Source organism: Streptomyces diacarni (assembly GCF_003323715.1).
In the GTDB taxonomy this organism is placed as follows: domain Bacteria; phylum Actinomycetota; class Actinomycetes; order Streptomycetales; family Streptomycetaceae; genus Streptomyces; species Streptomyces diacarni.
Window position 1 is genome coordinate 417919 of the sequence record NZ_QOIN01000047.1, and the last position, 11439, is coordinate 429357.

Annotated in this window: 11 protein-coding genes and 1 tRNA gene; 3 read left to right on the plus strand and 9 right to left on the minus strand. The window is 71.1% G+C overall.

The genetic code is table 11. The annotated features are described in order from the left end of the window. The first annotated feature begins 33 nt into the window (after window positions 1-33). Both DTL70_RS21180 and DTL70_RS21185 read left to right on the plus strand, forming a co-directional pair. Entirely contained in the window at window positions 34-222 is a 189-nt protein-coding gene (locus DTL70_RS21180; RefSeq protein ID WP_114023534.1) for a helix-turn-helix transcriptional regulator, read from the plus strand. A 61-nt stretch (window positions 223-283) separates the two neighbouring features. Beyond that, window positions 284-1660, plus strand: a complete 1377-nt coding sequence (locus tag DTL70_RS21185) for a tyrosine-type recombinase/integrase (RefSeq protein ID WP_114023535.1) — start codon at window positions 284-286, stop codon at window positions 1658-1660. Window positions 1661-1815: 155 nt separating this feature from the next. Here DTL70_RS21185 and DTL70_RS21190 read toward each other — a convergent pair. After that, window positions 1816-1897, minus strand: a tRNA-Tyr gene (locus DTL70_RS21190). 233 nt (window positions 1898-2130) lie between these two features. Between DTL70_RS21190 and DTL70_RS21195 the strand changes: the two genes are divergently transcribed. Next, the gene (locus DTL70_RS21195; protein ID WP_114023536.1) at window positions 2131-2619 is read left to right on the plus strand and encodes a YajQ family cyclic di-GMP-binding protein; all 489 of its coding nucleotides are present in this window, start codon (window positions 2131-2133) and stop codon (window positions 2617-2619) included. 70 nt (window positions 2620-2689) lie between these two features. Here the strand turns inward: DTL70_RS21195 and DTL70_RS21200 are convergent, their stop codons facing one another. The 8 genes from DTL70_RS21200 to DTL70_RS21235 all read right to left on the minus strand — a co-directional run bounded on the left by DTL70_RS21200 (window position 2690) and on the right by DTL70_RS21235 (window position 11405). Beyond that, the gene (locus DTL70_RS21200) at window positions 2690-3094 is read right to left on the minus strand and encodes a YccF domain-containing protein (RefSeq protein ID WP_114023537.1); all 405 of its coding nucleotides are present in this window, start codon (window positions 3092-3094) and stop codon (window positions 2690-2692) included. Next, complete coding sequence (gene htpX, locus DTL70_RS21205) at window positions 3091-3957, minus strand: zinc metalloprotease HtpX (RefSeq protein ID WP_114023538.1); 867 nt, start codon at window positions 3955-3957, stop codon at window positions 3091-3093. The genes DTL70_RS21200 and htpX overlap by 4 nt, the downstream gene beginning before the upstream one ends. A gap of 224 nt (window positions 3958-4181) precedes the next feature. Beyond that, window positions 4182-5837, minus strand: coding sequence for an NADH-quinone oxidoreductase subunit N (locus DTL70_RS21210; protein WP_114023539.1), 1656 nt, complete (start codon window positions 5835-5837; stop codon window positions 4182-4184). Beyond that, entirely contained in the window at window positions 5834-7468 is a 1635-nt protein-coding gene (locus DTL70_RS21215; RefSeq protein ID WP_114023540.1) for a complex I subunit 4 family protein, read from the minus strand. Before DTL70_RS21215 ends, DTL70_RS21210 begins: the two co-directional genes overlap by 4 nt. A gap of 1 nt (window position 7469) precedes the next feature. After that, a complete protein-coding gene (locus DTL70_RS21220; protein ID WP_114023541.1) occupies window positions 7470-9578 on the minus strand; it encodes an NADH-quinone oxidoreductase subunit 5 family protein in 2109 nt (702 codons plus the stop codon). After that, complete coding sequence (nuoK, locus tag DTL70_RS21225) at window positions 9575-10042, minus strand: NADH-quinone oxidoreductase subunit NuoK (RefSeq protein WP_114023542.1); 468 nt, start codon at window positions 10040-10042, stop codon at window positions 9575-9577. The genes DTL70_RS21220 and nuoK overlap by 4 nt, the downstream gene beginning before the upstream one ends. After that, the gene (locus DTL70_RS21230) at window positions 10042-10653 is read right to left on the minus strand and encodes an NADH-quinone oxidoreductase subunit J family protein (protein WP_114023685.1); all 612 of its coding nucleotides are present in this window, start codon (window positions 10651-10653) and stop codon (window positions 10042-10044) included. Before DTL70_RS21230 ends, nuoK begins: the two co-directional genes overlap by 1 nt. A gap of 62 nt (window positions 10654-10715) precedes the next feature. Then, complete coding sequence (locus DTL70_RS21235) at window positions 10716-11405, minus strand: 4Fe-4S binding protein (protein ID WP_114023686.1); 690 nt, start codon at window positions 11403-11405, stop codon at window positions 10716-10718. Between the last annotated feature and the right edge of the window lie 34 nt (window positions 11406-11439).

Sequence of the window (11439 nt, forward strand, 5' to 3'; positions counted from 1 at the left end):
GGAGAAACGACGACACCGCGAAGGAGTCGCACCGTGGCCCGCCCCCAGATGCTCAAGCTCTTGGAAGTTCTCGAAGAGATCGGCATGAGTCGCGCCGCCTTCTACCGCATGCGCGCACGTGGCCAGGCACCGAAGCTCATCAAGCTGCCGAACGGCCAGCTTCGCGTCCGTCGCAGCGACCTCGACGACTGGTGGGGCCGCTACGAAGAAGACGCCGCCTGACCTCACTGTCCACGAATACCGCCGAAGGGGCCCCGCGCGGGCCCCTTCGGCATGGAGAGGCATGCTCACATACGACGTACGCGTCTACTCGATCGAGACGCGGAAAGACCGACCCAAGCCGTACCGCCTGCACTGGCTGGTCGGGCAGCGGAAGCACTCGAAGAGCTACAAGCTCAAGGCGCAGGCCGACGGGCGCCGCTCCGAGCTGATGTCTGCCCTTCGCGAGGGGCACCAGTTCGATGTGGACTCGGGCTTGCCCGTGTCGGAGCTGAGATCCCGCCAGGGCTCCGTCACCTGGTATCAGCACACCCGCGACTACGTAGACCGGAAGTGGGCGAACGCGCCCGCGAAATCCCGGAAGAACTACGCGGACGCTCTGGCCACAATCACTCCTGCTCTCGTCAAAACGACTGCGGGACGCCCTGAGATGGCACTGCTCCGAAAGGCCCTTTACGGCTGGGCGTACAACCGAAATCGCTGGGATGAGGAGCCGCCAGCGGAAGTGGCAGGGGCGCTGCGCTGGCTTGAGAAGCACTCCCTGCCGGTGTCCGCCCTTGAGGAGCCAGGCAACGTTCGTACCGCCCTGAATGCCCTGAGCCTGAAACTCGACGGCAAGTCCGCGGCGGCGCGCACTGCCCGTCGGAAGCGTGCCTGCCTGAGCGACGTTCTCTCCCTTGCTATCGAGCAGCAGTACTTCACCACGCCGGTGAATCCGCTCACGGCGGTGAAATGGACGGCGCCCAAGTCAGTCGAAGAGGTCGACCCGGAGAGTGTCGCGAACCCTCACCAGGTGCGGCGGCTCCTGCGAGCCGTACGCGAGCAGGGAGACCGCGGCGCACGCCTGGAAGCGTTCTTCGGTTGCCTCTATCACGCCGCCATGCGTCCCGCCGAGGCTGCCGCGCTGCAACGCTCACAGTGCCGCCTCCCTGAGAAGGGGTGGGGCACTCTCGTCCTGCGGCGGGGCAGCGTTCGAGCCGGCCGAAGTTGGACCAACGACGGTTCGGCCCACGAAGCGCGGCACCTCAAGGCCCGAGCCGAGAAGGACTCACGCCCCGTACCGATCCCACCGCACTTCGTGCGGATGCTGCGCCAGCACATTGAGAGGTGCGGCACCGCGCCGGACGGGCGGCTCTTCCGGACCAATCGGGACGGGCTCTTGCAGGAGACCGGCTACGGAGAGGTGTGGGCGCGGGCGCGGAAGAAGGCTCTCTCGGAGGAGGAAGCCGCTTCTCTCCTGGCTCGCCGCCCGTATGACCTACGTCACGCGGGAGTCTCCTTCTGGCTCAGTTCCGGAGTGGACCCGATGGAGTGCGCGCGCCGGGCCGGCCACAGTGTCGCTGTGCTACTTCGCGTGTACGCGAAGGTACTCGCCCGGACGCAGGAGATCGCGAACCGTCGGATCGACGACGCTCTGCGCGAGTGGGGACAGGCGGGGTAAGGCCGGGGAACGCCTGGGGAACACGTACTGACCGACGGTGGGACTCAGGGGGCACGCGGTGAGACAGGCTCCGCCGAGACCACATCGCGCCCGACACACGAGAAGACCCCTCTCACCTGCTGTTTCGCGAGGTGAGAGGGGCCTTCTCTCCGCTGTGGCGGCGCCAGGATTCGAACCTGGGAAGGCTGAGCCGGCAGATTTACAGTCTGCTCCCTTTGGCCGCTCGGGCACACCGCCTGGGATTGCTGCCCGATGCCCGCCTGGGGCGGTGCTCCGCGGCAACGGTGTAAACCATACCCGATGGCCGGGGGTGGTTCGCCACCCGGTTCTCGCCGCGGCGAGTGGTCCGCGCGGCGCCGCCGAGGAGAGCGCGGAAGGCCGGTCGCGGGTGGCTAGGCTTTGCGCACGGCTGCCGCCTCGACGCGGCCGCCGTCTTTCTGCCGGATCTATGTACGAGGAGCCAACTCACCATGGCCGACTCCAGTTTCGACATCGTCTCGAAGGTCGAGCGGCAGGAGGTCGACAACGCGCTGAACCAGGCCGCGAAGGAGATCTCCCAGCGGTACGACTTCAAGGGTGTGGACGCTTCGATCGCGTGGTCGGGCGAGCGGATCGAGATGCGGGCGAACTCCAAGGAGCGGGTCGAGGCCGTGCTCGACATCTTCCAGTCCAAGCTGGTCAAGCGCGGCATCTCGCTCAAGGCGCTCGACACCGGCGACCCGCAGGCCTCCGGTAAGGAGTACCGCATCGGCTCGTCCCTCCAGGAGGGGATCTCCCAGGACAACGCGAAGAAGGTCGCGAAGGTGATCCGGGACGAGGGCCCCAAGGGCGTCAAGGCGCAGGTGCAGGGCGACGAACTCCGGGTGACCTCCAAGAGCCGCGACAGTCTCCAAGAGGTCATCACGCTGCTGAAGGGCAAGGACTTCGACTTCGCGCTGCAGTTCGTGAACTACCGCTGAGCGGGGCCGCGCCGACCGTGAGAGGCCGGCCGCCGCTGCCCGGACCCTTCCGGACGGCGGCGGCCGGGCTTCACCAGCGGTAGTGCGGGTACGCCGTCGGGGTGCCCGTGGGGACGATCTCGCGGCCGAGCGGCATCAGTGAGATCGGCACCATCTTGAAGTGGGCCAGGCCGAACGGGATGCCGATGATGGTCACGCACAGCCCCACGCCGAGCGTGATGTGGCCGAGGGTGAGCCAGATACCGGCGAAGATCAGCCAGACGATGTTGCCGATCCCGGAGGCCGCGCCGGCGTCGTGCCGCTGTACGGCCGTTCTGCCGAACGGCCACAGCGCGTACGCCGCGATGCGGAAACACGCCAGCCCCCACGGGATGGTGATGACGAGCACGCAGCACAGGGCACCGGCGAGCAGGTAGCCGAGGGCCATCCACAGTCCGGAGAAGATCAGCCAGATGAGGTTGAGAAGGGTCTTCACCCTCGCCAGCCTGCCATCTTCTCCAGCCGTGCGACACGTTCGGCCATGGGAGGATGTGTGGAGAACAGCTTGGTCATGCCGCCCTCGCCCCTGCGGAACGGGTTGGCGATCATCATGTGGCTCGCGGTCTCCAGCCGTGGCTCGGGCGGCAGCGGGAGTTGCGCCGTACCGGCCTCCAGTTTGCGGAGCGCGGAGGCGAGCGCCAGAGGGTCACCGGTGAGCTGAGCGCCCGAGGCGTCCGCCTCGTACTCCCGGGAGCGGGAGACGGCGAGCTGGATGAGGGAGGCGGCGACCGGGCCCAGCAGCATGATCAGCAGCATGCCGACCAGCCCCGGCCCCTCGTCGTCGTCGGAGCGGCCCAGGGGGATCAGCCAGGCGAAGTTCACCAGGAAGAGCACCACGGAGGCGAGGGCCCCGGCGATGGACGAGATGAGGATGTCCCGGTTGTAGACGTGGCTGAGCTCGTGGCCGATGACGCCGCGTAGCTCCCGCTCGTCCAGGAGGCGCAGGATGCCGTCCGTGCAGCACACCGCGGCGTTGCGCGGGTTGCGGCCGGTCGCGAAGGCGTTCGGTGCCTGGGTGGGCGAGATGTAGAGCCGCGGCATGGGCTGCCGCGCGGCCGTCGACAGTTCACGGACCATGCGGTAGAGCTGCGGGGCCTCGAACTCGCTGACCGGGCGGGCGCGCATGGCACGCAGCGCCAGCTTGTCGCTGTTCCAGTACGCGTACGCGTTCGTACCCAGCGCGATCAGCAGGGCGATCAGCAGGCCCGTCGTGCCGAAGAAGCTCCCGATGACGACGATGAGAGCGGACAGTCCTCCGAGGAGCAGAGCTGTCCTCAGCCCGTTGTGCCGGCGGTGCACGGTACGCCCTCCAGATGGTGCTGCGGGGCCCCGAGCCGGGCGGACCTTCCGCCGTCGACGGCCCCGTCATGTGGACCCTCCCTTTCCCGTCAACGGAGAGCGCACGTTCTCGGTTCCCCGGCGGCCGACGCGTTCCCGGTACCCCTCCGGACGGCACCGGAAGCGGGTACGGGTCGCCCGGTGGGGGGCGGAGAGAGGCCTGGAGGCCCCGGGCGGGCCGCGCGTCAGAACAGCGCGAGGTCGGCGAACCGGAGGAGCAGCTGGGGAGCGCCGGAGGTGGCGAGGGCGAGTACCGAGGTCAGTGCCACGGTGACGGTCAGCGGCAGCGGGATGGCCACCGGCGCGGGCGCGGTGCCCGCGCCGGCCGGCTGCCGGGCGGACGGGCGGAAGAGCAGCGCCGTCCAGGTGAGGTAGTAGACGAGCGCGATCACGACGTTCACGGCCATCACCACGGCGAGCCAGCCCAGCCCGGCGTCCACGGCCGCGGAGAAGACGGTGACCTTGGCGAACAGTCCGACGATCCCCGGTGGCAGGCCCGCCAGGCACAGCAGGAAGAAGGCGAGTGCCGCGGCGGCCCACGGGTGGGTGCGGGCGAGGCCGCGGTAGTCGTCGAGCCTGCCGTCTTTGCCGGGCGGCCGGTGTGCGGCGACGACGGCGAAGGCGCCCAGGTTCACGACGGCGTACATGAGCGCGTAGGCGACCGTCGCGCCGACCGCGCGTCCGTCCTGGCCCGCCACACCGGCGGCGGCGATCGGGACCAGCAGGTAGCCCGCCTGTCCGACGGAGGACCAGGCGAGCAGCCTGACCGCCCCGTGCGCACGGTCGGTCCGCTGGCGCAGTGCACCCAGATTGCCGACGCTCATGGTGAGCGCGGCCAGCACCGCGAGCACGGGCCCCCAGGCGTCCGCGTACGAGGGGAACGCCCGGACGGTGACCAGGATCAGCCCGGAGAAGCCGGCCGCCTTGCCGACCACCGACAGGTAGGCGGCGACGGGGACCGGCGCGCCCACGTAGGTGTCGGGAACCCAGAAGTGGAAGGGTGCGGCGGCCGTCTTGAAGGCGAAGCCGACCAGGGTGAGCGCCACGCCTGTCGCCGCGAGGGTGCCCAGCCGGCTGTCGACCCGGGGCAGCGCCTCGGCGATGGTCTCCAGGTGCATGCTGCCGGTGGCGGCGTAGACGAAGCTGACTCCCAGGAGCATCACAGCGGTGGCGGCGACGGACGAGAGGAAGAACTTCAGCGCGGCCTCGGAGGAGAGCCGCTGTCCGCGCCGGAGTCCGACCAGTGCGAACGCCGGGAGGGAGGCGACCTCCAGGGCGACCACGAGTGTCGCCAGGTCGCGTGAGGCGGGCAGCAGGGCGGCGCCGGAGGCCGAGGACAGCAGCAGGAACCAGAACTCGCCGGCGGGCAGCCGCTCCTGCCGTACCGGTGTCATCGACAGCAGGGCGGTCACCAGGGCGCCGCCCAGGACGAGCAGCTGGAGGGAGAGGGCGAAGGGGTCGGCGACGTAGCTGCACGCGCGCGGACCGGCCGTGAGGCAGAAGGTGTGCCGGTCCTCGCCGACCAGAGGGAGGAGCGACAGCGCGGCGAGCGCGAGCGCCACGGCGGACAGCGGCCCGAGCAGGCTCTTGCGGCGCTCCGTCAGGAACAGGTCGGCCAGCAGGACGACGAGTGCGGCGACGGCGACGATCGCCGGCGGGGCGATGGCGGCCCAGTCGACGTTCTGGACGAGCTGGTGCACCCCTTGCGCCCCCTGCGTCCCTTGGGCGGCCGCGCTGTGCACGAGAGCGTGCCCGCTGTGCACAAGATCGTGCGCGCCCTGAGCGGTGACGTTCGGGGCGGTTGCGTGGGGGCCGTGGAGGACGGCGGTGTGGAGCGTCATCGGGTCACTCCTGGCAGGAGGCTCTGCACGGCCGGGTCCATCAGTCCCAGGAGGGCCGCGGGCCACAGTCCGGCGAGGACGGTGAGGACCACCAGCGGGGTCCAGGCGGCGCACTCGACACCTCGGACGTCGGGCACCTTCGTCAGGCCCGGGACCGACGTGGGGGCGGCCGGGTCGCCCATGCACACGCGGCGTACGACCAGGAGCATGTACGCGGCCGTCAGGAGCGTCCCGAGGGCGCCGAGGGCGAGGAAGACAAGGAAGGCGGGCCTGCTGAGCCCGGCCGCCGGATGGTAGGCGCCCAGGAGGGCGAGCAGTTCCCCCCAGAAGCCGGCCAGCCCCGGCAGCCCCAGTGAGGCGACGGCGCCGAAGGCGAACAGGCCTCCCAGCCGCGGTGCCCTGCCGTAGAGCGCTGCTCCCGTGGTGCCGGCGAGGGCGTCGAGGTCACTGGTGCCCGCACGGTCCTTCAGGGCGCCGACGAGGAAGAACAGCAGGCCGGTGACGAGGCCGTGCGCGAGGTTCGCGTAGAGGGCACCGTTCACGCCCGTGTGGGTGAGGGTGGCGATGCCCAGCAGGACGAAGCCCATGTGCCCGACGGAGGAGTACGCGATCAGCCTCTTGAGGTCGCCCTGCGCGCCCGGGGACGACTGGGGCGCGAAACGCCTCCATGAGCGGTCGGAAGAGGGGAGGGCGAGGGCCAGGCAGGCGAGCGATCCGTAGACGATGCCGACCACCGCGAACGCCGCCAGGTACGGCGCGAAAGCGTGCGCCCCCTCCGGCACGCTGGGCAGGACGATCCGTACGAACCCGTAGGTGCCCATTTTCAGCAGCACACCGGCCAGCAGGACGGAGCCCACGGTGGGCGCCGCCGTGTGGGCGCCGGGCAGCCAGCTGTGCAGCGGCCACATGGGTGCCTTGACGGCCAGCCCCAGGCCGATGGCCAAGGCGGCGAGCACCTGGGTGGTGTGGCCGAGCCCCGCGCCGTGCTGCCGGGCGAGCGCGGCCATGTCGAACGTGCCGGCGTTCAGCCCGAGGAGCAGCAGTCCGAGCAGCATCACCACGGAGCCGAGCAGCGTGTACAGGATGAACTTCCACGCCGCCGGTCCCCTGCCTTGACCGCCCCACCGGGCGATGAGGAAGTACATGGGGACGAGGACCATCTCGAACGCCAGGAAGAACAGCATCAGGTCGAGCACCGCGAAGGTGGCGAGCGTGCCGCACTCCAGCAGCAGGATGAGCGCCACGAACGCCTTCGGGCTCGGCCCCGCGGGCATCCTGGCGTAGCTGTAGAGGGCGCACAGGAACGCCAGCAGTGCCGTCAGGACGAGCAGCGGCAGGGAGATGCCGTCGATACCGAAGTGCAGCCGTACGTCCAGCGCCGGGATCCAGCTGACGTCCGACTCGGCCTGCATGGTGCCGGAGCGGTCGGTATCGAAGCCGAGCGCCAGCACGACGGCGGCGAGCAGCACGACGCCGGTGACGGTCACGCCGTGCCGCAGCACCGCCTGGTCGGGGCCGCGGCCGCGCAGCCCCGGCGGTGCGGGCAGCAGGGCGGCCACGGCGCCGAGCAGCGGCAGCGCGACGACGGCGACGAGGAGCGCCTGCAGGACGGTGTCGTCGAGCGGGATCACGTCACGCCCCTCCGTTTCCGGTCGCGGCCACCACGGCGATGACGGCGAGCACGAGGGAGCCCGTCAGCAGCGCACCGAGGTAGGTCTGCACGTTGCCCGTCTGGGCGCGCCGCACGGCCGCGCCCAGCAGCCGGGCGCCGCGTCCGGCCCCGTTCACGTAGGCCTCGACGACCTCGCGGTCCACGAAGCGCACCAGCCGGGCGGCTCCCACGAGGGGGCGTACGGCGACGGCGTCGTAGAGGGCGTCCAGGTGGAAGCCCGCGGCGGCGTGCCGGTGCAGCGGCCCGAGCAGCAGCACACCGGGGTCGGCGTCGTGCTGCGGGTGGAGCGCGGCGAGTGCGGTGCTGTGGCGCCAGGTGGCGTAGGTGACAAGGCCGCCCACCAGGGCGACGCCTGTGGCGAGTACGGAGGTCGTCGGCGTGGGCGTGAGGGAGGCGCCGTCGAACCAGTGGGGCAGCACGGGGAAGACGAGACCGAGGGCGAGGGAGGGCACGGCGAGCACCCACAGGACGGCGTTCATGACGACGGGGAGGCGGTGGTGCCCGTCGGCGCTGTCCCTCGCCGGCTCCGGGGTGGCCAGGTCCGTCTCCGGTGCCTGCTGCGGCACCTGTTCGGGTACGTGCTCTGCGGCTTTCTCCGGTCCGACGACGAGCGGCGCCGCCGTGTCGGTGCCGTGGGCCGTCATCTCGGTTGCCTGGTCGCTGCGGCTGACGGTTCCCCGCAGCCGCTGGGGTGCTGCGGCCAGCAGCCACAGCCGCGTCGCGTAGGCCGCGGTCAGCAGCGCGGTGACCAGGCCGGCCACCAGGACGATCCATCCGGCGCTCGCGGGCACGACGTGCGCCCCGTCGAACGGGGCGTGCGCGCCCCCGAAGGCGGCGTGTTCGGCTCCGGCGAGCACGGCCTCCTTCGAGAAGAAGCCGGAGAACGGCGGGATGGCGGCCAGCGCGAGCAGCGCGATGCTCATGGTCCAGTACGCGTCGGGCGCACGGCGGGCGATGCCGCCGGTACGCGCCATGACGGTCAGCGAGTTGGTGCCCGCCGCGTGGATGACCACCCCGGCCGCGAGGAAGAGCAGCGCCTTGAACGCGCCGTGGGTGAGCAGGTGGAAGACGGCGGCACCCCGGTCGGCGACGGCCAGGGCCGCGACCATGTAGCCGAGCTGGCTGATCGTCGAGTAGGCGAGCACCCGTTTGATGTCGTCCTGGGCCAACGCGGCCAGTGCGGAGCCCGTCATGGTGACGGCGGCGACGACCGCGAGCACGACCAGCGCGGCGGTGGAGGCGGCGAAGACGGGCAGCAGCCGCGCCACCACGTACACGCCGGCCGCGACCATCGTCGCCGCGTGGATCAGCGCGGAGACGGGCGTCGGGCCCGCCATCGCGTCCGGCAGCCAGGAGTGCAGCGGGAACTGCGCCGACTTGCCCGCGACCCCGGCGAGCAGCAGCAGGGCGATCAGCGTCGGGTGCGTCAGTTCGAAGCCCGACAGCGACGACGTCAGCCGGGTGACGACGGTGCTGATGCGGAAGCTGCCCGCCTCGGAGGCCAGCGCCAGGATGCCGATGAGGAACGGCACATCACCCAGTTTGGTGACCAGGAAGGCCTTGAGGGAGGCCGACCTGGCCGCCGGGGTCTGCCAGTAGTGCCCGACCAGGAAGTACGAGCAGATGCCCATGACCTCCCAGCCGACCAGCAGCACGATCAGATCGTCGCTGTAGACCACCAGGAACATCGCGGCCGTGAACAGGGAGACGAGCGCCGCGTACGAGGCGTAGCGGGGGTCGTCGCGCAGGTAGCCCGTCGAGTACAGCTGCACGCAGGTGGCGACGAGTCCGACGAGGACCGCGACGAGCACGGCGAAGCCGTCGAGGTGGAGGGCGAGATGGATCGGCAGCGCGTCGTTGCCCGTGGGTGCCAGCTCGGTCGCGGCCCGCACCGGGGCGCCGCCGCCCTGGCCCACGGCGACGACGACCGCGAGGACGGCGGCGGTGAGGGTGGGCAGCACGGCCAGCGGCCGGACGAAGCCGGGCGCGCGGCGGCCGAGCAGGAGGCCCGCGAGCGCACCGAGCGCGGGAAGGGCCGGGACGAGAGCGGCGAGGATCGTGGTGCTCACGCGGGGCGCCTCCCTGCGTCCGAACTGCCCTGACGTGCCTGGTCAGAGCCGCCGTCGGCGTCGTTGTCAGTGGCGGGTGCCAGACTCTTCCCATCGCGTGAACCGGCGCCGCGGACACCGGCTTCGGCACCGGCTTGGGCACCGGCTTGGGCATCGTCGCGCTCCTTCAGGTCCCGGAGCCTGTCGACGTCGGAGCTGCCGCGGTTGCGGTACACGAGCAGGACGATGGCCAGGCCGATGCCGATCTCGGCCGCGGCGATCGCGATGGTGAAGAGGGTGAGCGCCTGGCCCGCGTGCAGGGTGTCGCGGAGCCAGACGTCGAAGGTGACGAGGTTGAGGTTGACGGCGTTGAGCATCAGCTCGACGGCCATGAGGACGAGGATGGCGTTCCTGCGCGCGAGGACGCCGTAGAGGCCGACGCAGAAGAGGAGGACGGCGAGAGTGGCGGGATAGGCGAGATGCATCAGTTCCCACCCGCCTTGCCCGGCGCGCCGCTGCCGCCGGTGCCCGCCCGGGCGGCCTGTTGCCGTCTGGACAGCACGATGGCGCCGACCAGCGCCGCGAGAAGGAGGACCGACAGCGCCTCGAAGGGCAGCACCCAGTGCCGGAAGAGCGCCATACCGGTCACCTCGGAGGAGCCCTCGCCCGGGCCCACGGGCTGCTCCAGGTCGATCCATGTGGCACGGAAGGCGTCGACGACGACGGTGACGAGGGTCCCCGCGGCGGCGAGGGAGACGACGAGCGCCACCCAGCGGTTGCCCGAATCGGCGTCGGGCGAGCGCCCGATGGGGGCTCTGGTCAGCATGAGGCCGAAGAGGATGAGGACGACGACGGAACCGACGTAGATCAGCACCTGTACCCAGGCGATGAACTCGGCGGTGAGCAGGAGGTATTCGACGGCGACCCCGCCGAGCGCGACCACCAGCCACAGCGCCGCGTGCACCAGCTGCCTGGTGACGACGGTCACCACGGCGGCGCCGAGGGTGACGAGACCGACGAGGAGGAAGATGATCTCCACCCCGGTGGGGGAGAGGAAGCCGGGGTGCCCGGCGGCGAGCGGCTGGAGGCTGCTCAGGTGCTGGAGGCTGTGGGGGTGCTGGAGGGGCTCGGCGTGCGCCAGGGCCGTGGTCGCGGGGCTCACGCGTCACCGTCCCGTCGGTCCTCGTCCCGTGCCGCGCCGGGGGTCGACCCTCCGGGGAGCGATCCTCCGGGGGCCGGTTCACCAGAGGCCGACTCGCCGGTCGCCGCACCACCAGGGGCCGACTCGCCGGAGGCGGCCTCCTGAGAGGAGGGGGACTCGTGGGCGGGAGCGGTCTCCTGCGGGGGCTGTTCGCGGTGGGCCGCGAGCCGCTCGGCCTCGGCCGTCTGCGCGGCCTTGTCCGCCGCCTTGCGGGCCGCGGCCAGCTCCTTGGCCTCCTCGGCACGCTCGTCCAGCCCCGGCGGCTCGGGAACGGTCCACATCCACTCCCGCAGCTTGTCCCGCTCGTGGGTGAGTTCCCGGATGTCGGTCTCCGCGTACTCGAACTCGGGCGACCAGAACAACGCGTCGAAAGGACACACCTCGATGCAGATACCGCAGTACATGCACAGCGCGAAGTCGATGGCGAACCGGTCCAGCACGTTGCGGCTGCGCTCGCGGCCGCCCGGCGCGGCAGGAGGAACCGTCTCCTTGTGGGAGTCGATGTAGATGCACCAGTCCGGGCACTCGCGGGCGCAGAGCATGCAGACGGTGCAGTTCTCCTCGAACAGGCCGATCACGCCCCGGGTGCGGGGCGGCAGATCGGGCTGCACGTCCGGGTAGTGCTCGGTGACCGACCGCCGGGTCATCGTGCGCAGCGTGACGGCCAGGCCCTTGGCCAGC

What these genes read in the sequence shown, in the direction of transcription:
- DTL70_RS21195 (WP_114023536.1), top strand. Translation starts at nt 2,131, where the DNA reads ATGGCCGACTCCAGTTTCGACATCGTCTCGAAGGTCGAGCGGCAGGAG.
- DTL70_RS21210 (WP_114023539.1), bottom strand. Translation starts at nt 5,837, where the DNA reads ATGACGCTCCACACCGCCGTCCTCCACGGCCCCCACGCAACCGCCCCG.
- DTL70_RS21185 (WP_114023535.1), top strand. Translation starts at nt 284, where the DNA reads ATGCTCACATACGACGTACGCGTCTACTCGATCGAGACGCGGAAAGAC.
- nuoK (WP_114023542.1), bottom strand. Translation starts at nt 10,042, where the DNA reads ATGCATCTCGCCTATCCCGCCACTCTCGCCGTCCTCCTCTTCTGCGTC.
- DTL70_RS21235 (WP_114023686.1), bottom strand. Translation starts at nt 11,405, where the DNA reads ATGACCCGGCGGTCGGTCACCGAGCACTACCCGGACGTGCAGCCCGAT.